At 69.9% G+C, this 22,005-nt stretch carries 19 protein-coding genes and 2 pseudogenes; 12 read left to right on the top strand and 9 right to left on the bottom strand.

From position 1 onward, the window contains the following. Positions 1-305 precede the first annotated feature (305 nt). Positions 306-2,078, bottom strand: coding sequence for an aspartate--tRNA ligase (aspS, locus tag AB0D12_RS06125; RefSeq protein ID WP_362677559.1), 1,773 nt, complete (start codon positions 2,076-2,078; stop codon positions 306-308). A gap of 138 nt (positions 2,079-2,216) precedes the next feature. On the opposite strand from aspS, the pseudogene AB0D12_RS06120 reads away from it, so the two are divergent. Next, positions 2,217-2,756, top strand: a pseudogene (locus tag AB0D12_RS06120) (phosphatase); the annotation flags it as partial. 5 nt (positions 2,757-2,761) lie between these two features. Beyond that, positions 2,762-3,361, top strand: a pseudogene (locus AB0D12_RS06115) (GAF domain-containing protein); the annotation flags it as partial. Between the two features lie 67 nt (positions 3,362-3,428). Here the strand turns inward: AB0D12_RS06115 and AB0D12_RS06110 are convergent. From AB0D12_RS06110 to AB0D12_RS06100, 3 genes are all read right to left on the bottom strand, one after another. Continuing rightward, the gene (locus AB0D12_RS06110; protein ID WP_362677557.1) at positions 3,429-4,502 is read right to left on the bottom strand and encodes an AI-2E family transporter; all 1,074 of its coding nucleotides are present in this window, start codon (positions 4,500-4,502) and stop codon (positions 3,429-3,431) included. A gap of 530 nt (positions 4,503-5,032) precedes the next feature. Further along, entirely contained in the window at positions 5,033-5,986 is a 954-nt protein-coding gene (locus AB0D12_RS06105) for a pirin family protein (RefSeq protein WP_362677555.1), read from the bottom strand. 139 nt (positions 5,987-6,125) lie between these two features. After that, entirely contained in the window at positions 6,126-6,575 is a 450-nt protein-coding gene (locus AB0D12_RS06100) for an SseB family protein (RefSeq protein ID WP_326651263.1), read from the bottom strand. Between the two features lie 137 nt (positions 6,576-6,712). Between AB0D12_RS06100 and AB0D12_RS06095 the strand changes: the two genes are divergently transcribed. From AB0D12_RS06095 to AB0D12_RS06075, 5 genes are all read left to right on the top strand, one after another. Further along, positions 6,713-6,952, top strand: coding sequence for a hypothetical protein (locus AB0D12_RS06095; RefSeq protein ID WP_362677553.1), 240 nt, complete (start codon positions 6,713-6,715; stop codon positions 6,950-6,952). A 267-nt stretch (positions 6,953-7,219) separates the two neighbouring features. After that, positions 7,220-9,046: an acyl-CoA dehydrogenase gene (locus tag AB0D12_RS06090; protein WP_362678003.1), complete on the top strand. Its 1,827-nt coding sequence runs from the start codon at positions 7,220-7,222 to the stop codon at positions 9,044-9,046. 106 nt (positions 9,047-9,152) lie between these two features. After that, positions 9,153-10,454 carry a M18 family aminopeptidase gene (locus tag AB0D12_RS06085; RefSeq protein ID WP_362677551.1) on the top strand — a complete coding sequence of 434 codons (1,302 nt, stop codon included), beginning with the start codon at positions 9,153-9,155 and terminating at the stop codon, positions 10,452-10,454. Positions 10,455-10,662: 208 nt separating this feature from the next. Further along, positions 10,663-11,148 (top strand): hypothetical protein, encoded by a 486-nt coding sequence (locus AB0D12_RS06080; RefSeq protein ID WP_362677549.1) that lies wholly within the window; start codon positions 10,663-10,665, stop codon positions 11,146-11,148. 82 nt (positions 11,149-11,230) lie between these two features. Next, the gene (locus AB0D12_RS06075) at positions 11,231-11,605 is read left to right on the top strand and encodes a hypothetical protein (protein ID WP_362677547.1); all 375 of its coding nucleotides are present in this window, start codon (positions 11,231-11,233) and stop codon (positions 11,603-11,605) included. 44 nt (positions 11,606-11,649) lie between these two features. Here the strand turns inward: AB0D12_RS06075 and AB0D12_RS06070 are convergent, their stop codons facing one another. Continuing rightward, a complete protein-coding gene (locus AB0D12_RS06070; protein ID WP_362677545.1) occupies positions 11,650-13,440 on the bottom strand; it encodes an NHL domain-containing thioredoxin family protein in 1,791 nt (596 codons plus the stop codon). 41 nt (positions 13,441-13,481) lie between these two features. Here AB0D12_RS06070 and AB0D12_RS06065 point away from each other — a divergent pair, with 41 nt between their 5' ends. Beyond that, entirely contained in the window at positions 13,482-13,982 is a 501-nt protein-coding gene (locus AB0D12_RS06065; protein ID WP_362677543.1) for an LURP-one-related family protein, read from the top strand. A gap of 130 nt (positions 13,983-14,112) precedes the next feature. On the opposite strand, the gene AB0D12_RS06060 is transcribed toward AB0D12_RS06065, so the two are convergent. Beyond that, on the bottom strand, positions 14,113-14,928 hold the full coding sequence (locus AB0D12_RS06060; RefSeq protein WP_362677541.1) for a carbon-nitrogen family hydrolase: 816 nt from the start codon (positions 14,926-14,928) through the stop codon (positions 14,113-14,115). 163 nt (positions 14,929-15,091) lie between these two features. Between AB0D12_RS06060 and AB0D12_RS06055 the strand changes: the two genes are divergently transcribed. Continuing rightward, a complete protein-coding gene (locus tag AB0D12_RS06055; protein ID WP_362677539.1) occupies positions 15,092-15,916 on the top strand; it encodes a maleylpyruvate isomerase family mycothiol-dependent enzyme in 825 nt (274 codons plus the stop codon). Between the two features lie 169 nt (positions 15,917-16,085). On the opposite strand, the gene AB0D12_RS06050 is transcribed toward AB0D12_RS06055, so the two are convergent. Both AB0D12_RS06050 and AB0D12_RS06045 read right to left on the bottom strand, forming a co-directional pair. Continuing rightward, positions 16,086-17,387 (bottom strand): MFS transporter, encoded by a 1,302-nt coding sequence (locus AB0D12_RS06050; protein ID WP_362677537.1) that lies wholly within the window; start codon positions 17,385-17,387, stop codon positions 16,086-16,088. Further along, a complete protein-coding gene (locus tag AB0D12_RS06045; RefSeq protein ID WP_327324897.1) occupies positions 17,384-18,025 on the bottom strand; it encodes a GntR family transcriptional regulator in 642 nt (213 codons plus the stop codon). Before AB0D12_RS06045 ends, AB0D12_RS06050 begins: the two co-directional genes overlap by 4 nt. 209 nt (positions 18,026-18,234) lie before the next feature. On the opposite strand from AB0D12_RS06045, the gene AB0D12_RS06040 reads away from it, so the two are divergent. Further along, positions 18,235-19,176, top strand: coding sequence for a serine hydrolase (locus tag AB0D12_RS06040; protein ID WP_362677535.1), 942 nt, complete (start codon positions 18,235-18,237; stop codon positions 19,174-19,176). A 92-nt stretch (positions 19,177-19,268) separates the two neighbouring features. Here the strand turns inward: AB0D12_RS06040 and AB0D12_RS06035 are convergent, their stop codons facing one another. Then, entirely contained in the window at positions 19,269-20,177 is a 909-nt protein-coding gene (locus AB0D12_RS06035; protein ID WP_362677533.1) for a LysR family transcriptional regulator, read from the bottom strand. A gap of 101 nt (positions 20,178-20,278) precedes the next feature. Here AB0D12_RS06035 and AB0D12_RS06030 point away from each other — a divergent pair, with 101 nt between their 5' ends. Beyond that, positions 20,279-20,920 carry an NAD(P)-binding oxidoreductase gene (locus tag AB0D12_RS06030; RefSeq protein ID WP_362677531.1) on the top strand — a complete coding sequence of 214 codons (642 nt, stop codon included), beginning with the start codon at positions 20,279-20,281 and terminating at the stop codon, positions 20,918-20,920. After that, entirely contained in the window at positions 20,917-21,978 is a 1,062-nt protein-coding gene (locus tag AB0D12_RS06025; protein WP_362677529.1) for a hypothetical protein, read from the top strand. Before AB0D12_RS06030 ends, AB0D12_RS06025 begins: the two co-directional genes overlap by 4 nt. Positions 21,979-22,005: the final 27 nt, after the last annotated feature.

The raw sequence follows: 22,005 nt of genomic DNA, 5'->3' as shown, positions 1-22,005 counted from the left end.
GAGCGCGGGAGGCGTCGCCGGAGACACAGCGGCTGGCAAAGACCGCGGAGTCCAGGACCGGGACGCCATTCGAGCAGCGCGGAGTACTCGTTGGTGCCGCGGATGGCCCTGCAGGCGGGCGTGTCAGCTGGTGCCGTCTCCCCGGCGCGTCCCTGGGTTTCCGTCATGGGCCAGGACGCCGGAGACCGGACCTGGCAGGGGCATGGGAAGCGACTGTCAGTCGCTGTGAGACAGGAAAGGGGCCCGGAACCTGTCGGTCCCGGACCCCATTACTCGCCTACGACGCGTACGACTCGATCCGTCGGCTACTCGCCGGACTTGGCGACCGGCTTGCGCAGCGCGATGTTCAGCTCGCGCAGACGCGACTCGTCCAGCTCGGTCGGCGCGCCCATCATCAGGTCCTGCGCGTTGCCGTTGAGCGGGAAGGCGATCGTCTCGCGGATGTTCGGCTCGTCGGCCAGCAGCATCACGATGCGGTCGACGCCCGGGGCGATGCCGCCGTGCGGCGGGGCGCCGAACTGGAAGGCGCGGAGCATGCCGGAGAACTCGTGCTCGACGGTCTCCTTGGAGTAGCCGGCGATCTCGAAGGCCTTGAACATGATCTCGGGCTCGTGGTTACGGATCGCGCCCGAGGACAGCTCGACGCCGTTGCAGACGATGTCGTACTGCCAGCCCAGAATGTCCAGCGGGTCCTGGGTCTCCAGGGCCTCGAGGCCGCCCTGCGGCATCGAGAACGGGTTGTGCGAGAAGTCGATCTTGCCGGTCTCCTCGTCCTTCTCGTACATCGGGAAGTCGACGATCCAGCAGAACCGGAACACGCCCTCCTCGAAGTGGCCGGCACGCTTGGCGGCCTCGACGCGAACCGCGCCCATGATCTTGGAGACCTCGTCGAACTCACCCGCACCGAAGAAGATCGCGTGGCCCGGCGCGAGCGAGAGACGCTCGGTGAGGACCTTGATGTTCTCCTCGGTGAGGAACTTCGCGATCGGGCCGGTCAGCGAGCCGTCCTCGCCGACGCGCACCCAGGCCAGGCCCTTCGCGCCGTGCTCGACCGCGAAGTCGCCGAGGCCGTCGAAGAACTTCCGCGACTGGCCGGCCGTGTCCGGCACCGGCAGCGCACGCACATGCTTGCCCGCGAAGGCCTTGAACTCCGAGCCCTCGAAGACGTCCGAGATGTCGACGAGCTCCAGCTGGGCGCGCAGGTCCGGCTTGTCGTTGCCGTACTTCACCATCGCCTCGCGGAACGGGATCCGCGGGAACGGCGAGGTGACGTGCCGACCGCCGCCGAACTCCTCGAAGAGCTCGGTCATCAGCTTCTCGATCGGCTGGAAGACGTCCTCCTGCTCGACGAAGCTCATCTCGACGTCGAGCTGGTAGAACTCGCCCGGCGAGCGGTCGGCGCGGGCGTCCTCGTCGCGGAAGCAGGGCGCGATCTGGAAGTAGCGGTCGAAGCCGGAGATCATCAGCAGCTGCTTGAACTGCTGCGGGGCCTGCGGCAGCGCGTAGAACTTGCCGGGGTTCAGCCGGGACGGCACCACGAAGTCGCGCGCGCCCTCGGGGGAGGTCGCGGTCAGGATCGGGGTCGCCATCTCGTTGAAGCCGAGGGCGGTCATCTTGTGCCGGATCGCGGAGATGACGGCCGTACGCAGCATGATGTTGCGGTGCATGCGCTCGCGGCGCAGGTCGAGGAAGCGGTACTCCAGACGCCGCTCCTCGCCCACCCCGTCGTCGGTGTTGATCTGGAACGGCAGCTGCTGCGCCGCACCGAGCAGTTCGACCGAGGAGACCTCGACCTCGACCTCGCCGGTGGGCAGCTCGGAGTTGATGTTCTCGGCGCCGCGCGAGACGACCTTGCCGTCGACGCGGACGACCGACTCCTTGTTGATCTTGTCGAGGGCCTCGTAGGCGGGGGTGCCGGGCCGGGCGACAAGCTGCGTGATGCCGTAGTGGTCGCGCAGATCGATGAAGAGGATGCCGCCCAGGTCTCGGCGATTGTGCAGCCAGCCGCTCAGCCGGACGTCGGCGGAGACGTCAGAGGCGCGGAGCTCGCCGCAGGTGTGGGACCTGTACCGATGCATCGTCGTTCATCCAGTCTTAGCGATTCGAGAGGGGTGGGCCGCGTCAAGGTTACCGCCCGGGCCCCGTTCGCCTTATTGACATACGCATGCCAGGACCCCGGCAGGTGATCGTCGTGAAGATCGGAATAAAGTGAGGCGATGCGCACCGAGGACGTTCTGGCCGCGATCGCGACCGGCCTGTGGCGGTGGGAGAACGCATCCGGGACGGTCACCCTCGACGCCGAGGCCGCCCGGCTGCTGGAGCTGCCCGCCGAAGCCGGAGAGTATCCCGAGTCCATCGTGCGCTCCCGTTTCCACCCCGTCGACTGGAACGAGATCAACGGGATCGTCAGTCTCGCGGCCGCCGAAGGGACCATCGCCGAGGCCAGACTGCGGGTCGTCAACGAGGTCGGCCATGTGCTCCGTATCGTCCGAAGCCGCTCCAAACCGGTCCTCCGGGAAGGCGACTACGAACTGACCGGCATGCTCCAGGAGGTCGCCGAGCCACAGCCGGGCACCGCTGCGCACACCCCCGTCACCGGTGACTGGCGCCGCTCCCGCGAGGCGTTCCTGCTGGACGCGGGCCGGGCGCTGGCCGAGGCCCGCTCCACCGCGGAGGTGCTGCGGGTCGCCGCGTCCCTGACCATGCCCGGCTTCTCTCCGGACGGGCTTGCCGTCTTCGGGGCGGCGGGCGACCGGCCATGCTCCAGGAGGTCGCCGAGCCACAGCCGGGCACCGCTGCGCACACCCCCGTCACCGGTGACTGGCGCCGCTCCCGCGAGGCGTTCCTGCTGGACGCGGGCCGGGCGCTGGCCGAGGCCCGCTCCACCGCGGAGGTGCTGCGGGTCGCCGCGTCCCTGACCATGCCCGGCTTCTCTCCGGACGGGCTTGCCGTCTTCGGGGCGGCGGGCGACCGGCTCACGATCATCGGACACCACGGGCACAACGCGGGCGACGACAATCCGTTCACGGACATGTCACTGGACACCGAATATCCGGCCGCCGAGGTGGTGCGTACCGGCCGGGCCAGCTGCCTGCCGACGCCGGCGGAGTACCGCCGCCGCTATCCCGCCACCTGGCCGCTCGCGCAGCGCTTCGGCCGGCAGTCCTGGGCCTTCCTGCCGCTGATCGTCGCCGGACGCACCATGGGCGCCTGGATGGCGGCGTTCAAGCACCCGGTCGCCTTCACGCCCGACGAACGGTCCGTACTGACGACGGTCGCGCGGATGCTGGCGCAGGCGCTCGCCCGGGCCGGGGTCGCCGAGTCGGAGCGCGAGCTCGCGCTGGGCCTGCAGCGCTCGATATGGAGATGCTCGCGGACGCGTGGGGTGTGGATCCGCGGGGCGAGGGCAAGTCGATCTGGTTCGAGCTCTACGAGTCGGCGGTGCCGGAGCCGGTCCCCGACCCGGCCGCGTAACGCGTCCGCAGCTCGCGGATCACGCCGAACGCGGCGGCGGTGACCGGTACGGCGAGCAGCATCCCGAGAATCCCGGCGACGGTCGCCCCCGCGGTGATCGCCAGCATCACGACAACCGGGTGCATCCGCACCATCCGGCTCTGGATCACCGGCTGGAGCACATGCCCCTCCAGCACCTGCACGGAAAGGACCACCCCCAGCGCCCAGAGCGCGATCACGAATCCGCGGTCGGCGAGCGCGACAAGGACGGCGACGGCGCCGGAGATGAAGGCGCCGAGGTAGGGGATGTACGCCCCGACGAAGACCAGCGCGCCGAGCCCGACGGCGCCGGGGACGCGCAGGATCAGCAGCCCGACGGTGATGCAGATCGCGTCGATGAGCGCGATGAACGTCGTCCCGCGCATGAACCCCTCGACGGCCTCGAAGGCCCGCCGCGCCATGGCCTCGACGACGTCCCCGCTCGTACCGGGCACGAGGGACCGCAGAGCGCCCGCGACCCTGTCCGAGTCCCGCAGAAAGAAGAAGCTGAACAGCAGCGCCAGCACGGCGGTGGCGATCAGCTCGCCCACCACACTCAGCCCACTGATCACCTCGGACGCGGCGGTCCCGCCGAACTTCCCCAGCAGATCCTTCGAGTTGGCGGCGACGTCGTCGAGCGAGGTCCCGGCGGCCCCGAAGTACTTGGTGAGATCCTTGGCGGCCCGCCGCAGCGCGGAGATGATCTGGTCGCCGGTCCCGATCAGCGCGGTGACGATGATGTACATGGCCCCGCCGACGACGGCGACGACGGCGGCACAGGTCAGCGCGGCAGCGAGCGAGCGATTCACCCCCATCTTGATGAGCCGCCGCTGCAGGGGCCCGAGAAGGGCGGTCGCGAGCAGCGCGAGGAGCACGGGCGTGACGGCGGCCTTGAGGGTGGCGCAGAGCCAGATCCCGACGCCGGCCACGGCGCTGACGAGCAGCACGACGACACACCAGGCGGCGACCCGCCGGGCGCCGTCGGGCAGAAACGGCTTCGGAGTCTGCACGCTCCCACGTGACCACGGGCCATGGGGATGGGCCTGCTGGGGGACCCACCCGGGTCAGTTGCCCGGTCATGTGGTGGCCGTGGGCCGGTGGCGTTGGTCACCCGGCCATGTGGTGGCCGTGGGCCGGGGGCGTTGGTCACCCGGCCATGTGGTGGCCGTGGGCCGGGGGGCGTTGGTCACCCGGTCATGTGGTGGCCGTGGGCCGGGGGGCGTTGGTCACCCGGTCATGTGGTGGCCGTGGGCCGGGGGCGTTGTCGGTTGCTCTGCGGTGGGTGGTTTCCACCGGCGAACCGTGAGGGGCACAGGAAGCCCGCGCCCTCCGCGGGAGGCAACGCGGGACCACGGCGCCGGGCCCGAGGAGTCGGGCCCGGGGGCACAGGAGCCCGCACCGGGCGCGGGCCAGCGCACCGGGCCGGGGGGCACAGGAACCCGCACCGGGCGCGGGCCAGCGCACCGGGCCAGGGGCGCGGGAGCCCGCACCGGACGGCGGCCCGCGCCCCCGCCGGAGGCAACGCGGGCCCCACGCGGGCTCAGTGGCGGTTCACCGGGACCGTGCCCAGGCGGCCCGCCTGGAAGTCGTCCATGGCCTGCTGCAGCTCCGCGCGGTTGTTCATCACGAACGGACCGTAGTGCGCCATCGGCTCCCGGATCGGGCGCCCGCCCAGCAGCACGACCTCCAGGTCCGGGCTGTTCGAGTCCTGGGACTCGTCCGCGCGGACCGTCAGCGACCCGCCCGCCCCGAACACCGCCGTCTGGCCCTTGTGCACCGGGCGCCGGTCCGTACCCACCGCACCGCGCCCCGCAAGCACATACGCCAGGCCGTTGAAGTCCTCGCGCCACGGCAGCGTGACCTCGGCACCCGGCCGCAGCGTCGCGTGGATCATCGTGATCGGTGTGTGCGTGATGCCCGGACCCTCGTGCCCGTCGAGCTCACCCGCGATGACCCGCAGCAGCGCGCCCCCGTCCGGCGAGGTCAGCAGCTGGACCTGGCCGCCGCGGATGTCCTGGTACCTGGGGTCCATCATCTTGTCGCTCGCCGGCAGGTTCACCCAGAGCTGGAGCCCGTGGAACAGCCCGCCCGACGTGACCAGCGACTCCGGCGGCGCCTCGATGTGCAGCAGGCCCGAGCCCGCCGTCATCCACTGGGTGTCGCCGTTCTGGATGGTTCCGCCGCCGCCGTTGCTGTCCTGGTGGACGAAGGTTCCGTCGATCAGGTACGTGACCGTCTCGAAGCCCCGGTGCGGATGCCACGGCGTCCCCTTCGGCTCGCCCGGCGCGTACTCCACCTCGCCCATCTGGTCCATCATGATGAACGGGTCGAGGTACTGGTAGTTGATCCCGGCGAACGCGCGTCGCACCGGGAATCCCTCCCCCTCGAAGCCCCCCGGCGCCGTGGTCACGGCGAGCACGGGGCGCGGCACGGCCTCGGCCGGCGCGGAGACGCGCGGCAGGGTGAGCGGGTTCTCGACAGTCACTGCAGGCATGACGGGACCTCCTTGTGCGTCCAGTTTAGTTGAAGACTGAACTTCTTGTCATCCGGAACGCGCGACGCCCGGGAGGAATTCCTCCCGGGCGCCCAGAGATCCAGACCCGTCAGCGGCACATCAGCCACACATCGGACCGTCAGCCGTACATCCGCCGCATCGCGAAGTCCACCATCTGCTCCACGGCCTTCGCGTCGAAGACCATCCGGTGATCACCCTCCATGTCCAGGACGAAGCCGTACCCGGTCGGCAGCAGGTCGATCACCTCGGCGCCCGTGATCACGAAGTACTTGGACTCCTTGCCCGCGTATCTGCGCAGTTCCTTGAGCGAGGTGAACATCGGGATGACGGGCTGCTGGGTGTTGTGCAGCGCCAGGAAGCCGGGGTTGTCACCGCGCGGGCAGTAGACCTTCGAGGTCGCGAAGATCTGCTGGAAGTCCTCCGCGGACAGCGACGCGGTGGTGAAGGCCCGCACCGCGTCGGCGAGCGAGGGCGGCGACGGCTCGGGGTACAGCGGCTGCTCCCCGTAGGAGGGCTGCTGGGGCACGTACTGCTGCTGGGCACCCGGGTTCTGGTCGTAGCCGTACATGTCCGCAAGAGTACCGAGGCGGCCGGGCCCTATGGGCCGGGCCGGGGCACACGGTGCGACCCGGCCCGCCTCGAGCGCACCGACGAAGGGCCCCGGCGATCACTCGGCTCCGTTTCGACGACGAGCTCGCCCGGGCCATGACTCGCTTGAAGGACGGACTCCCGAAGCAGGGCTGGAAGATCACCAGGTTCGGCCCGGACAAGAGCGCGTCCAAGAACCTGGAGCTGATCGCGGACCACGACGAGAAGAAGTTCGGCCTCAACATCAGCTTCTGGAAGAAGAACAGCGGCGGAGACAAGAACCCGCCCGCGCTGGTCGTCACCGTGGTGTCCGGCTGCTACCAGGTACCCGAAGGCCAGACCGTAGAGCACTACTGAGGACACGGTCGGCGTCGAGGTGCCTGACCTGAGCCCCCCGACACCCTCCGCACCCCCGCCACCGCACCCCTGATCGCCCGCCGATCGCCCGCGAATCAGGGACACGGACCGCCGTCTCCCGGCATCCTCGGACAGGGCCCGGTAGCGAGCCGTGTCACAGATGACCCACTAGGGGTTGCTTCTTATTACCGACGGGTAGCATCATCGTAGCTACTTACTGGTACGTGGATGATCAATCCGCCTCCCGATCTTTACGGAGCCGTCGCCATGGGGCACTACAAGTCGAATCTCCGCGACATCGAGTTCAACCTCTTCGAGGTCCTCGGGCGCGACAAGCTGTACGGCACCGGCCCGTTCGCGGAGATGGATGTCGACACCGCCAAGTCGATCCTCGAAGAGATCGCCCGCCTCGCCGAGAACGAGCTGGCCGAATCCTTCGCGGACGCCGACCGCAACCCGCCGGTCTTCGACCCCGCCACCAACACCGCGCCCGTCCCGGCGTCCTTCAAGAAGAGCTACCAGGCCTTCATGGACTCCGAGTACTGGCGCCTCGGCCTGCCCGAGGAGATCGGTGGCACCACCTCGCCGCGCTCCCTGATCTGGTCGTACGCGGAGCTGCTGCTCGGCTCGAACCCGGCCATCTGGATGTACTCCTCGGGCCCGGCCTTCGCCGGCATCCTCTTCGAGGAGGGCAACGAGGCGCAGAAGAAGGTCGCCGAGATAGCCGTCGAGAAGCGCTGGGGCTCCACCATGGTGCTCACCGAGCCGGACGCCGGCTCGGACGTCGGCGCCGGCCGCACCAAGGCCGTCGAGCAGGCGGACGGCTCCTGGCACATCGAGGGCGTGAAGCGCTTCATCACCTCCGGTGAACACGACATGGAGGAGAACATCCTTCACTACGTGCTGGCCCGCCCCGAGGGCCACGGCCCCGGCACCAAGGGCCTGTCGCTCTTCCTCGTGCCGAAGTTCCACTTCGACTGGGAGACCGGCGAGCTGGGCGAGCGCAACGGCGTCTACGCCACGAACGTCGAGCACAAGATGGGCCTCAAGGCCTCCAACACCTGCGAGATCACCTTCGGTGACCAGCACCCCGCCAAGGGCTGGCTGATCGGCGACAAGCACGACGGCATCCGCCAGATGTTCATGATCATCGAGTTCGCCCGGATGATGGTCGGCACAAAGGCCATCGCGACCCTGTCGACCGGCTACCTCAACGCGCTGGAGTACGCCAAGGAGCGCGTCCAGGGCCAGGACCTGGTGAACTTCGCGGACAAGAGCGCGCCCAAGGTCACCATCACCCACCACCCCGACGTGCGCCGTTCGCTGATGACGCAGAAGGCGTACGCCGAGGGCATGCGCGCCCTGGTGCTGTACACCGCCTCGGTCCAGGACGAGATCGCCGTCAAGGAGGCCGCGGGCGAGGATGCCAAGGCCCTCGTCACCCTGAACGACCTGCTGCTGCCGATCGTGAAGGGCTACGGCTCCGAGAAGTCGTACGAGCAGCTGGCCCAGTCGCTGCAGACCTTCGGCGGCTCCGGTTACCTCCAGGAGTACCCGGTCGAGCAGTACATCCGGGACGCCAAGATCGACACCCTCTACGAGGGCACCACGGCCATCCAGGGCCAGGACTACTTCTTCCGGAAGATCGTCCGCGACCAGGGCCAGGCGCTGAACACCCTCTCCGAGGAGATCAAGAAGTTCCTGACGGTCGGCACCGGCGGCGAGGAGCTGGCCCCGGCCCGCGACGCGCTCGCCAAGGCCGCGGTGGACCTGGAGGCGATCGTCGGCACGATGACGAACGACCTCATCGCCACCGGCGAGGACGTCAAGAACATCTACAAGGTGGGCCTCAACACCACCCGCCTGCTGCTCGCCTCCGGCGATGTGGTCGTCGGCTACCTGCTGCTGCGCGGCGCGGCCGTCGCGGCGGAGAAGCTCGAGACCGCGTCCGCCAAGGATGTGCCGTTCTACCAGGGCAAGATCGCGGCCGCGAAGTTCTTCGCCGCCAACATCCTGCCGGGCGTCTCGGTCGAGCGCGCGCTCGCCGAGACCGTCGACAACTCCCTGATGGAGCTGGACGAGGCGGCGTTCTAGCCGTCCCGGCCCGTCCCGCGCTTGTGTGAAGCGGCCCGCCCCCTGCCGGGGCGGGCCGCTTCACATCTCCACGCACCCGGCGCGCGCCCCTCGTTAAGGTGAGCCCATGAGCAGCAGCACATCCTCCCGCTTCGATCGCGGACACACCGACGACCTGATGTCCTTCCTCGCGGCCGGCCCGACCCCGTACCACGCCGTGGCCGCCGCCGCCGAGCGACTGGAGAAGGCCGGCTTCCGGCAGGTGCTGGAGACGGACGCCTGGGACGGCACGAGTGGCGGCAAGTACGTACTGCGCGGCGGCGCGATCGTCGCCTGGTACGTGCCGGAGGGCGCCGCGCCGCACACCCCGTTCCGGATCGTCGGCGCCCACACCGACTCCCCGAATCTGCGCGTCAAGCCGCAGCCCGACATGGGCGCGCACGGCTGGCGTCAGGTCGCCGTCGAGATCTACGGCGGGCCGCTGCTGAACTCCTGGCTCGACCGTGATCTGGGCCTGGCCGGCCGGCTCTCCCTGCGCGACGGCACGACGCGGCTGGTCAACATCGACCGGCCCCTGCTGCGCGTGCCGCAGCTGGCCATTCACATGGACCGCTCGATCCACGAGAAGGGTCTGCAACTCGACAAGCAGCGGCACATGCAGCCCATCTGGGGCCTGGGCGACGTCACCGACGAGGGCGATCTGATCTCCTTCCTGGAGGAGGAGCTCGGGCTCGCGGCCGGGGAGGTCACCGGCTGGGACCTGATGACGCACGCCCTGGAGGCGCCGGCCTATCTGGGCCGCGACCGCGAGCTGGTCGCCGGACCGCGGATGGACAACCTGCTGTCCGTGCACGCCTGTACGGCAGCGCTCGCCGCGGTCTCCGCGTTGCCGGAGCTTCCGTACATCCCGGTGCTCGCCGCCTTCGACCACGAGGAGAACGGCTCCCAGGCGGACAGCGGCGCCGACGGCCCGCTGCTCGGCAATGTGCTGGAGCGTTCGGTGTTCGCGCGCGGCGGTACGTACGAGGACAAGGCGCGCGCCTTCGCGGGCACGGTGTGTCTGTCCTCCGACACCGGCCACGCCGTCCACCCCAACTACGCGGAGCGCCACGACCCGACGCACCACCCGCGTGTCAACGGCGGCCCGATCCTCAAGGTCAATGTGAACCAGCGGTACGCCACCGACGGCAGCGGCCGGGCCGTGTTCGCCGCGGCCTGCGAGAAGGCGGGCGTGCCGTGGCAGACGTTCGTGTCGAACAACGCGATGCCGTGCGGCACGACCATCGGCCCGATCACCGCCGCCCGCCACGGCATCCGGACCGTCGACATCGGCGTCGCGATCCTGTCGATGCACAGCGCGCGTGAGCTGTGCGGCGCGGAGGACCCGTATCTGCTGGCCAACGCGCTGGTCTCATTCCTGACGGACTGACAGATCCAATTGTCCGACACGCCCCGGGCCCGATTACCATGGGAGGCTCGGGGCGCGTCTCATTGACCACTTTGTTGTTTCTCTCTCCCACGCGCCCCTCGAATCGTCCGGGGGGACGCACACGTGAAGCGCAGCATTTCCAGCTGACCGTGTCCGGTCTGCTCGAGTCGAGGGCGCCCCGCGACCGCACAACAAGCTCGACATTCAGGTGTCCAAGAACGGCAAGGACGGCTGGGCGAAGCTCAAGACGCTGACGCTCACCAAGGGCAGGTACTTCCTGGCGGACATCCCCGCACCCGCGTCCGGCTACTACCGCGCGGTCTACTCCGGCTCCGCGAATGTGCAGGGGTCGGTGAGCCCGGTCCTCAAGGCGAGCCTCATCCAGACTCGCATCAAGGACTACAAGGTCACGTCGAAGGTGAAGAAGCGCGGCGCGATCGCCGTCTCCGGCACGCTGCAGCACGCCGCGCCGGCCTGGAAGGCGTACGGCGGCAGGAAGGTGATGATCTTCTTCTCGCCCAAGGGCAAGCCGAAGGAGTCGTACCTGCTGGGCGAGGTGAAGACCGCGGCCAACGGCACGTTCAAGAAGAGCTTCAAGGAGCGGGGCGACGGCACGATCTTCGCACTGCACATCGACACGGACTCGAATCACCTGATGAACCCGAAGGTCACGGGCAGCGTCGACGTCAAGTAACCCTGCCGGGACGGGTGTTGGCGCGTTGGCGCGCCTATTCGCGAAACATCCGGGAAAGGGCCGGCGGGGCACGGTGGTGCCCATGGTTCTGCTCGGTCATCAGACAGCCGGCGCGACGCCCCACCGGGGCCCGTCGCGCCGCACCCTGTCCCTCGCGTTCGCCTCGGCGGCCGCGGTCCTGCTCGCGGGCTGCTGGCTGGTGATCCAGCAGTACAACGAACGGCCGCCCTGGGCACAGGACATCTCGTACGAGGCGGGCTTCATCCAGGGCAACCGCATCAGGCACTACGACCCGACCGGCCGGCAGGCGAAGGACCTGCTGGCCGGCGGGTGCGAGCGGTTCCGGGCGGAGGGCCGGGGCGGACTGAAGGCGACGTACGACCCCGGGCTGTGGGTGGTCGGCTGTCTGGACGGCGCGGCAGGGCGGCAGCTCGAGAAGCAGGGCCTGTTCCACTAGGGCGGGACTTCTCAAACACGCCCTGGTGGAACAGGCCCACGCTCCTACCCCTGGTCCATCCCGGCCAGTACGAGCGGCAGCCGCGTCGTCCCCCCGGCGCTCACCCGGACCGGGACACCCCAGTCCTGCTGGTGCATATGGCAGGCCGGGTACTCGTTCTCGGGGTCGTCGTCACAGGACGCCGCCATCGCCGAGACATGCAGTACGCCCTCGGTCACCGCCGGGTCGATCTCCAGCTCGCGCGAGAGATCGGTGCCCGTTCCCTCCCCGCCCCTCAGCAGCTCGGGTGGGGTCGAGGAGACGAGCAGCCGGGTCGAAGGGCCGTACCGGGTGTCGAGCTTCTGGCCGGCCGGGGCCTGGAAGACCACGTCCAGCCGGAGCCTGCCCGGGGCGACGTCGGTGGCGGCGCGCTGGGTGCGGTGGGCGACGGCCTCGACGCGTACCGCCTCCTCCGGCAGCCGCAGCCGGGTCAGCCGGTGCCTGGCGGACTCCACCACCACGATGTCGTCGCCGGCCAGCACGGCGCCGCTCGGCTCCCGCAGATCGGTGGCGAGCGTGGTCACTTCGCCGCTCGCGGGGTCGAAGCGGCGCAGCGCGTGGTTGTACGTGTCGCTGATGGCGACCGACCCGTCGGGCAGCGCGGTGACACCCAGCGGGTGCTGCAGCAGCGCCTGCCCGGCGGCGCCGTCCCGGTGCCCGAAGTCGAAGAGGCCGGTACCGACTGCCGTGTGCACCACCAGATCGCGGTCGATCCAGCGCACCGCTGAGGTCTCGGAGTCGGCGATCCACAGCCGGTCCTCGGTCGCCGCGAGCCCGGACGGCTGCGCGAACCACGCCTCGGCCGCCGGCCCGTCGACGAGGCCTTCGTTGGTGGTACCGGCCCCGACCTGCACGGTCCCGGCCGCCGGGTCGTACGTCCACAGCTGGTGGACGCCCGCCATCGCGATCCACAGCTGCCCGCCCCACCAGGCCACGTCCCACGGCGAGGAGAGCGACACATCGAGTGCCGGGCCGCTCGTCGGCGAGCCCTGCCACCACTGCTTGCCGGTGCCTGCGAGAGTCTCGACCGCGCCCGTTTCCGGGTCGTACGCACGGATGGTGTGATTCACGGTGTCCGCGACCGCGACCCGGCCGTCGGGCAGCAGCGCGAGGCCCTGCGGCTCGTTGAACTCGCCGCCGCCGCTGGTGCCGGTGCCGCTGATGCGCCGTACAACGCTCTCACCGTCCGGCTCCAGCTCGACCAGCTGATTCCGGGTCGAGTCGGAGACGAGGAAGTTCCCGGAGGGCAGCAAAAGGGCCTTGCCGGGGAAGCGCAGATCGCTGGCGACCGGCTCGGGCGCGACATACGGCCCGTCCCCGCGCCGCAGCGTTCCCTTCGCGGCGTGCTCGGCTTCGAGCTCCTCGACAAGCTGCTCGATGGCGTGGGCATGCCCCTCGCCGGCGTGCTGGGCGACGATATAGCCCTCGGGGTCGATGACGACGAGCGTGGGCCAGGCCCGGACGGCGTACTGCTTCCAGGTGGCGAGCTCGGGGTCGTCGAGTACCGGGTGATGCACCTGGTAGCGCTCGACGGCGTCGACGACGGCCTGGTGCTCGGCCTCGTGCACGAACTTCGGCGAGTGGACCCCGATGATCACGACGGTGTCTCGATGCTTCTCCTCGAGCTCCCGCAGCTCGTCCAGGACATGCAGGCAGTTAATACAGCAAAATGTCCAAAAATCAACAATGACAATACGTCCTCGCAGGTCAGCAAGGGTGTACTGCTTCCCGCCTGTGTTGAGCCAGCCGCCCTTGCCGACCAGCTCGGGGGCCCGAACGCGTGCACGTGTAGCCATACCTCCATCCAACAGCACGGAGCGGGGTAGTCATTCCAGCCATGAAATACCTCGTGCGCGACAAGATCTTCGCCATCGGCGAGGACTACTGGATCGAGGATGACGCCGGCCGCCAAGCCTTCCTCGTCGACGGCAAGGCGCTGAGCCTGCGGGACACCCTGGAGCTCAAGGATCCGACCGGGCTGGTCCTGATCACGCTGCGCAAGAAGCTGCTCAGCCTGCGGGACACGATGACCATCGAGCGCGACGACAAGCCGCTCGCCACCATCCGTAAGAAGCGGTTGTCGCTGCTGCGCAATCACTACCGCGTGACGCTCGTCGAGGGCACCGAGCTCGATGTGAGCGGACGGATCCTGGACCGGGAGTTCACGGTCGAGTACGACGGCGAGCTGCTGGCGCACATCTCCCGGCAGTGGTTCCGGGTGCGGGAGACGCACGCCGTGAACGTCGTACGGGAGGACGCGGACGCGGCGCTCATGATCGCGGTCGCGGTCTGCGTGATCCATATGGCGGAGAAGGAGCGAGCGGGCGACGACGACTAGGGGTGCGGGCCGCGCCGCAATCGCCGGCGGGGCTGAACCTTCGGCCCCGCCGGCGATTGAGGCGCGGGGTCCGGGGCGAAGCCCCAGTTGCGGGAAGCGGCGGACAGGGGAACACCCCCGCCACAGGTGCCTAGGGGCGGCGGGGTTCCGCGAGCCCCAGCCGGCGGTCCTTGAGTACGGGGAACTGCTCCCGTGTCGTCCCGACCTTGGCCGGGTCCAGCTCGACGCTCAGGACCTCTTCGTCCGGGCCCGCCTCGGCGAGGATCTCGCCCCAGGGGTCGACCACGATGCTGTGTCCGGCCTGCTCGACGCCGGCGTGGGTGCCTGCGGTGCCGCAGGCCAGGACGTACGCCTGGTTCTCCACGGCGCGGGCGCGGGCCAGCAGCCGCCAGTGCTCGCGGCGGCGGGCCGGCCAGCCCGCCGGGACGACGAACGCCTGCGCCCCGGCGTCCACCAGACCCCGGAACAGCTCCGGGAAACGCAGGTCGTAGCAGGTCGCGAGGCCCAGCGTGAGCCCCGGCGACGACTCGGTCCCGGGCAGCGCGACGGTCACGAGCTCGTCGCCCGCGCCCATCATCACCGCCTCGCCCTTGTCGAAGCCGAAGCGGTGGATCTTCCGGTATGTGCGGACCAGCTCGCCCGTGGGGGAGATGACGAGGGAGGTGTTGTAGAGGGTGCCGTCCGGGGCGCGCTCGACGACGGAGCCCGCGTGCAGCCACACTCCGGCGTCGCTCGCGGCCTTCGCCATCACCTCGTACGTCGCACCGGCCGGCGATTCGGCCTCGTCAGCGAACGACTCATAGGCGAACGCCCCGACGGGCCACAACTCTGGAAGCACCACCAGGTCGGCGCCCCGCTGGTCGCGTACGAGCGAGGCGACGCGCCATCTGCGGGAATTGACCGATTCGTCCTGGTCTACTGCGATCTGGATGAGGGAGGCGCGCACACTACCACCGTCCTGGCATTCGAGCCGTCATCACGGGCCTACGATCGTCACACGAAAGCACTGCCGGGCTGCCGTCCGGCAGCGTAACTTAACTGCCGAGCCTCCCACGCAGCCCAGCAGTCAGCAGACCAGCCCGCGTACCGCAGAACCGCCGAGGGGTCCCGTGACCGTCCATCCCAGCCTCCAGACCTACGCCGATGCCTGGACCCACTCCATTGAATCGATAGCCGAGCTGGTGCAGCCGCTCGTCGAGGGCGAGTGGAACCGGCCCACGCCGTGCCCCGGCTGGTCCGTGCGCGACCTGGTCTCGCATGTCATCGGCATGGAGTGCGAGATGCTCGGCGATCCGCGGCCCATCCACACACTGCCGCGTGATCTCTACCATGTGCAGAGCGAGTTCGCCCGCTACATGGAGATGCAGGTCGATGTGCGCCGGCACCACACGGCGCCGGAGATGACCTCCGAGCTGGAGTACACGATCATCCGCCGGGCCCGTCAGCTGCGCAATGAGAGCCGCACCCCCGACACCATGGTCCGCGCCCCGCTGGGCGCCGAGCAGACTCTCGAACTGGCCATCCGGATGCGCGCATTCGACGCCTGGGTGCATGAGCAGGATCTGCGGTCGGCGCTGGGCCAGCCGGGCAACCTCGACTCCCCCGGCGCCTACATCGCCCGCGACTGCCTTCTGGAAGCCCTGCCCAAGGTGGTGGCCAAGGACGCGGGCGCCCCGGCCAACTCGGCCGTCGTCTTCGATGTGCACGGCCCGCTCGAATTCCTCCGTACGGTGCGGGTGGACGCGGACGGCCGCGGCACGGTCGACGGCGCGCCCTCGCTCGGCCCCGTGGTGACCCTCGCGCTGGACTGGGAGACCTTCTACCGGCTGGCCTGCGGCCGGGTGCGGGCGACCGCGGTGTCGGACCGGGTCAAGGTGGACGGTGACGCCGAACTGGCGGCGGCGATCCTGCGGGAGTTCGCGGTCACCCCGTAGGCGCGCCGGGCGGGTCGCCCGGGGGGCGACCTCCACCGGTCGGGATTCACCGGTCGGTTTTCATCGGTCGGCAGTCACCGGTCGGTTTTCATCGGTTGAGTTTCAGGGTCGGGTTTCACCGGTCGGCGGTCGGCGGGGCACCGTCGTCCGCCGGGGACCCCGCACACGCTCACACCGGTACGTGCACGGCCTCCACCCGGCTCGCCACCAGCCGCTCCCGCTCCCGCCGTACCGTGCGCGCCCGCAGCCGCAGAATCTGCGCGATGCCCAGCGTCTCCAGCACGAACACCGACGAGAACGCGATCCGGTAGTTGTCGCCGGTCGCGTCCAGCAGCACCCCGACCGCCAGCAACGTCGTCATCGAGGCCACGAAACCACCCATGTTGACGATTCCCGACGCCGTCCCCTGCCGCTGAGGCGGATTGGCCGGCCGGGCGAAGTCGAACCCGATCATCGACGCGGGCCCGCATGCCCCGAGCACCGTGCACAGGGTGATCAGCAGCCACATCGGGGCCCGGTCACCGGGGTACGCGATGGTGGCCGCCCACAGCAGCGCGGTCGCGCCGACCGTGCCGAGGGCCAGCGGGACCCGTGCCGCGTGGTGCCGGGCGATCACCTGCCCGTACACCAGCCCGACCATCATGTTGGAGAGCACCACCAGCGTCAGCAGCTCACCGGCGGTCTCCCGGGAGAGTCCCTGTGCCTCGACCAGGAACGGCATCCCCCACAGCAGCAGGAACACCATGGCGGGGAACTGGGTGGTGAAGTGCACCCACATGCCGAGACGGGTGCCGGGTTCCCGCCAGGACTCGGCGATCTGCTTCCGTACGAACGCGGATCCCGCGTGCTGGGCGGGCGGTGGCTCGTGGCCCTCCGGGTGGTCCTTGAGGAAGAGCGACAGCAGCACCAGCACGACCAGTCCGGCCGCCGCGCTGCCCGCGAAGGTGGCGGTCCAGCCGAGGCCGTGCAGCATGCGCGCGATGACGACGGTCGAGACAAGGTTGCCCGCCATCCCGAAGAGCGCGGCGACCTGCCCGATCAGCGGTCCGCGCCGGGCCGGGAACCAGCGCGAGCCGAGCCGCAGCACGCTGATGAAGGTCATGGCGTCGCCGCAGCCGAGCAGCGCGCGCGAGGCGAGTGCCGTCCCGTACGACGGTGAGAGCGCGAAGCCCAGCTGCCCGACGGTGAACAGCACCACACCGAGGGTGAGGACCTTCTTTGTGCCCAGGCGGTCGACCATCAGACCGACGGGTATCTGCATCCCGGCGTAGACCAGCAGCTGAAGGATGGAGAAGGTGGAGAGTGCGGAGGCATTGACGTCGAAACGGTCGGCGGCGTCGAGGCCGGCGACGCCCAGCGACGTACGGAAGATGACAGCGACGAAGTAGACGGCGACGCCGATGCCCCACACCGCGGCGGCGCGGCGGCCGCCGGGTGGATCGCCGGGCAGCGCGACTGCGGAGGCGCTCATCGGACCTCGCCCCGCGCCAGATTGCTGAACCAGCCGACGTGCCGGTGCACGAGCGCGGCTGCCGCGTCCGGGTCGCCGGCGCGCAGGGCTTCGAGGATCTCGCTGTGTTCGGCGACGTTCTTGGCGATCCGGTCGGGGTGGGAGTGCATCACGGCGACGCCCATCCGCAGCTGGCGGTCGCGCAGTTGGTCGTAGAGGCGGGAGAGGATCTCGTTGCCTCCACTGCGTACGATCTCGGCGTGGAAACAGCGGTCGGTGACGGCGACGGCCGCCAGGTCGCCCGCCTCGCCCTGCCGCTTCTGCTGCTCAAGGAGCTCTTCGAGCCGGGCGAGCAGCCGCGGCGACGCCGGTACGGCCTTGCGGGCCGCGTGCTCCTCGACCAGCAGGCGGGTCTCCACCACATCCGCGATCTCCTGCGCGGAGACGGCGAGCACGAGTGCGCCCTTCTTCGGATAGAGCTTGATCAGGCCCTCGACCTCGAGCTTGAGCAGCGCCTCACGGACGGGGGTGCGCGAAACGCCGACCGCGTCGGCCAGCTCGCCCTCGGTGAGGAGGGTGCCGCCCTCGTAACGGCGGTCGAGGACTGCTTGCTTGATGTGGGTGTAGACGCGTTCTGCGGCGGGAGCGGCGGCGGGCATGCGCACAGCTTAGATACAACACAGGTGCATCAGAAAGCCGGGTCCACGATGCAGGACGGAGTCCGGGCGGACGAAGAGCGGGCACAACTGCCGCGCCGCCGCGTACATCCCTTTGGCGTACTCATGTGTCTCCTATCGAGACCCTCCTTGCACCCCGGGTTCTTTTGGTCCCTTTTCAACCCATTCGCATATTCGGAGCGTTCCCTTTGATGTCCAGTCACACCGGCCTGCGCAGAGCCGCCACGGTCGTCCTTGCGGGAGGCCTGCTACTGACGGCCTCACCCCTCGCCGCGCCCGCCCAGGCGGCGCAGCCGATCCCGGCCATAAACGCCAAGGGCGGCTTCCTGCTGGACCAGGCGACGGGCAAGGCGGTCTACGGCAAGGCCAACGACATCCGCCGCCAGATGGCCAGCACGACGAAGGTCACGACGGCGATCGTGGTCCTCACCACCCCCGGTGTCGACCTCAACCGCAAGGTGACCATCAAGCAGGCGTACCGCGACTACGTCGTCCGGGAGGGCGCGAGCACCGCGGACCTGAAGACCGGCGACAAGGTGACCGTCCGTCAGCTGCTGTCCGCGCTGATGCTGCCCTCCGGCTGTGATGCCGCGTACGCGCTGGCCGACACCTTCGGCACCGGCACGACGACCGCCGCGCGCACCAAGTCGTTCATCGGGAAGATGAACGCGAAGGCCACCCAGCTCGGTCTGAAGAACACCAAGTACGACTCGTTCGACGGCATCTCCTCGGCCGGCAGCAACTACACGACCCCGGCCGACCTCGCGAAGATGGCCCGGCACGCCTTCAGCAGTGCCACGCTCCGCGATGTCGTCAAGGCGACGCAGTACAAGACGACCGCCACGACGAGCACCGGCGGCACCCGCACGTACACCTGGTACAACACCAACAAGCTGCTCGGCTCCTACAGCGGCGCCGTCGGCGTCAAGACCGGCTCCGGCTCGGCGGCGGGCTACTGCCTGGTCTTCGCGGCCACCCGCGGCACCCAGACCTACGTCGGAGTCCTTCTCGGCGAAGCCGACCCCAACGTCCGATTCACCGACGCGGGCAAGCTGCTGGACTTCGGCTTCGGTTCCAGCACCGCGCGGACCATGGAGCTGCGGACCCTGCCGAAGGGCACCCAGCGCGACTGATCCGGCCACGCAGCGCCCGAGACGCCGACGCGATCCGCGTCGGCGTCTCGTTGTGACGGCAGCCGGTGGATCCGGGCGGCCGGTGGTCCGTGTCAGCCGGGCAGCCAGCCCGCCTCTGCCGCCGCCTCGAGCGCCACCCGCTCGAAACGCTCGGCCGACGGGGGCGCGAGGTCCGGCAGCACGAGCGCGACCAGCAGCCGGTCGTGGGGCTCGGCCAGCGGCAGCCACCGCAGCCACGGGGCGAGTCCGTCCGCGGAGGCCTCGCCGACCAGGGCGACGGTCTCCGCGTCGCGCAGTACGCGCTGGGTGGGATCGAAGGCCACCGGCCGTTCGACCAGCCGGGGCCGTACGCCGGCCCGGCGGAACAGCTCGACCAGCTCGTCGTAGTGGGCCGGGTTGGCCTCGCGCGGATGCGCCAGCACCGGGAACGCGGCGATGGCCGCCGGGTCGACGACCGGTGCGGCGGCCGCGAGCGGATGGCCCGAGGCGACCAGGATCCCTCTGCGCTCCCAGCGCAGCGGCCGCACGCGCACCCCCTCGGCCGGCTCCGGAGTACGCGCGATACCGACATCGGCACGGCCCTCCAGCACGGCCCGACCGATATCGGGCGTGCGGAGCATCTCGGCGCTCACCTCGATGTCGGGGTGGCGCCGGTGCAGGGACTCCACCAGGTAGGGGACGGTGCCGTACCCGGTGCTCGCGCTGTAGACGATACGGATCCGGCCCAGCTCGCCGCGGCCCGCGCGGCGCGCGGCGTCCCAGACCTCGGCGAGCGCCGCCAGCGCGGCCGGGCCACGTTCCTGGACCGCGCGGCCCGCTTCGGTCAGCCGCACCACGCGGGTGGTCCGCTCCAGCAGCCGTACACCCAGCTGGGACTCCAGGCGGCGGATCTGCGCGCTCAACGCCGGTTGCGCGATGTGCAGTTGCTCGGCCGCGCGGGTGAAGTTCCGTTCCTCGGCGACGGCCAGGAAATAGCGCAGCAGCCTGGCCTCCGGAATCATGGAGCCAGCATACGGATCGTGGTGAATTCATAACCGTTGCCTATGAGTTGAGACCAGTGCGGTCTTTCCCCTCCGCCGTTTCCCGCTCCTACCGTGCTGACATGAGACTCGTCATCGCCGGGACCATGTCGCCCGGCACCACCGCGGTGCACTTCGCGGAACTCACAGGCGCCAGGGGTCACGACGTAAGCCGACTCGGCACCTATGACGAGGTCGGGCCGGTCCGCCGGGCGCTCACCGGCGCCGACGCCGCCGTCCTCGTCCCCAAGCGCGGCGATGCCCGGCTGCACGCCCAGCAGGCCATGCGTACCCTGCTCACCGCTGCCGCCGAACTGCCCACGCCCCCGCGCATCATGCTGGTCAGCTCGTTCGTCGTCGGCCATGGCAGGGCTCACCCGCTGAGCCGGGTCGATGCCACGCAGCTGCCCGCCAGGATCGCCTCCGAAGAGGATCTGCGCGCCAGTGGGCTGCCGTACACGATCGTCCGCCCCACCTGGCTCACCGACGATCCACCCGGTGCGCACGCCATCACCCTCACCCAGGATCCGCACGCCGACGGCATGGTCTCCCGAGCGGACATTGCGGTGGCACTGATCGCGGCCATCGAGAGCGGGAGCGCCGTCCGTACGACCTTCGGGCTGTTCAGCGAGCCGGGCACGCCGCCTGCCGGCTGGGCAGCCGCATACGCCCACCTCCAGCCCGATGCGTACACCGGACCCGATCCCGACAAGGAACTCGTATGAAGCTGCCCGAGGCCCAGCACGCATGGGAATCGACCTTTCTCACCGACGAGGAGGGCCGTCCGCTCGCCCCGCGCTTCCACCGGCTGCTCATGCTCGACGTCGTGGACCACCCCACCGCCGCGGACGCCGAGCGCCTCGAGGGTGCGCTCGCCGCCCTGGAGGAGCGTTTCCCGCACGGACCCGACGGACTGCTCACCTGCCTGGGCTGGGGATTCGGCTGGTACGCGCAGCACACCGCCATTCGCTCCCCTGTGCCCCGCGCCATACCCATGGCCCGCTGGGAGAATCCGAAGCTGGAGGACATCGCCGCCTGTCTGCATCTTGCGTCCGACGACGAGGACCGCCTCGCGGAGGTCACCGACGCGCTCTTCGGACCCGGCCCGCTCGACCAGCGCGCCCGGCTGCGGATACGCGAGGTACGCACCGGTTTCGTCGGGAGCGGGCTGCCCGCCGAGCGGCTGCCCGAGCGCGGGCTCTCCCCGAAGGCGCCGCTGCTGCTCGGCTTCCACTCGGGGCTGCGCGGCAACCAGGCGACCGAGGAGAGCATCACCGTCCCCGAAGGCCCGCTGGCCGGCGGCACCACCATGCATGTGAGCCATATCGAGCTCGACCTCGACAGCTGGTACGAGCAGGACCGCGACACCCGCAGTGCCCGGATGTACGCGCCCGGCATCGGCGCCGACGAGGCCGAGAAGCTGGTGGACGACGCGGAGAGCGACGCGGACCGGCTGCCGGCGCTGGCCGTCGCGCACGGACAGGTGGGCCATGCGCAGGCCACCGGCCGCGCCCGGCTGTACGGTCGCCCCCGCATCAACCGGCGCGACTTCGCGACGCTCGACCGTGGTGCGCCCGGGACACATTTCGTGTCCCTGCAGCGCACCATGGAGGACTTCAACGCCACCCGCGCGGTGATGAACGCGGCCGATGCGCGCGGCCATCACGGCGACATCGGGGTCCGCCGCAACAACGGCATCAACTCCGTGATGGAGGTACGGAGCCGGGCGACCTTTGCCGTACCGCCGCGGGCCGCCCGCGCGTTCCCGAACCTGCGGAGCTAGTCGGTGACGGGCCCGTCCGGCAACCGG

Source organism: Streptomyces sp. NPDC048479 (assembly GCF_040651435.1).
Classification (GTDB): Bacteria; Actinomycetota; Actinomycetes; order Streptomycetales; family Streptomycetaceae; genus Streptomyces.
The sequence above is the reverse complement of the archived record's forward strand: the minus strand, read 5'-3'. Positions and strand labels throughout refer to the sequence as shown.

Bases quoted from the DNA above. Each gene is read 5' to 3' on its own strand.
- aspS (WP_362677559.1), bottom strand. From the start codon at position 2,078: ATGCATCGGTACAGGTCCCACACCTGCGGCGAGCTCCGCGCCTCTGAC.
- AB0D12_RS06105 (WP_362677555.1), bottom strand. From the start codon at position 5,986: ATGCCTGCAGTGACTGTCGAGAACCCGCTCACCCTGCCGCGCGTCTCC.
- AB0D12_RS06100 (WP_326651263.1), bottom strand. From the start codon at position 6,575: ATGTACGGCTACGACCAGAACCCGGGTGCCCAGCAGCAGTACGTGCCC.
- AB0D12_RS06095 (WP_362677553.1), top strand. From the start codon at position 6,713: ATGACTCGCTTGAAGGACGGACTCCCGAAGCAGGGCTGGAAGATCACC.
- AB0D12_RS06090 (WP_362678003.1), top strand. From the start codon at position 7,220: ATGGGGCACTACAAGTCGAATCTCCGCGACATCGAGTTCAACCTCTTC.
- AB0D12_RS06085 (WP_362677551.1), top strand. From the start codon at position 9,153: ATGAGCAGCAGCACATCCTCCCGCTTCGATCGCGGACACACCGACGAC.
- AB0D12_RS06075 (WP_362677547.1), top strand. From the start codon at position 11,231: ATGGTTCTGCTCGGTCATCAGACAGCCGGCGCGACGCCCCACCGGGGC.
- AB0D12_RS06070 (WP_362677545.1), bottom strand. From the start codon at position 13,440: ATGGCTACACGTGCACGCGTTCGGGCCCCCGAGCTGGTCGGCAAGGGC.
- AB0D12_RS06065 (WP_362677543.1), top strand. From the start codon at position 13,482: ATGAAATACCTCGTGCGCGACAAGATCTTCGCCATCGGCGAGGACTAC.
- AB0D12_RS06050 (WP_362677537.1), bottom strand. From the start codon at position 17,387: ATGAGCGCCTCCGCAGTCGCGCTGCCCGGCGATCCACCCGGCGGCCGC.
- AB0D12_RS06045 (WP_327324897.1), bottom strand. From the start codon at position 18,025: ATGCCCGCCGCCGCTCCCGCCGCAGAACGCGTCTACACCCACATCAAG.
- AB0D12_RS06040 (WP_362677535.1), top strand. From the start codon at position 18,235: ATGTCCAGTCACACCGGCCTGCGCAGAGCCGCCACGGTCGTCCTTGCG.
- AB0D12_RS06035 (WP_362677533.1), bottom strand. From the start codon at position 20,177: ATGATTCCGGAGGCCAGGCTGCTGCGCTATTTCCTGGCCGTCGCCGAG.
- AB0D12_RS06030 (WP_362677531.1), top strand. From the start codon at position 20,279: ATGAGACTCGTCATCGCCGGGACCATGTCGCCCGGCACCACCGCGGTG.
- AB0D12_RS06025 (WP_362677529.1), top strand. From the start codon at position 20,917: ATGAAGCTGCCCGAGGCCCAGCACGCATGGGAATCGACCTTTCTCACC.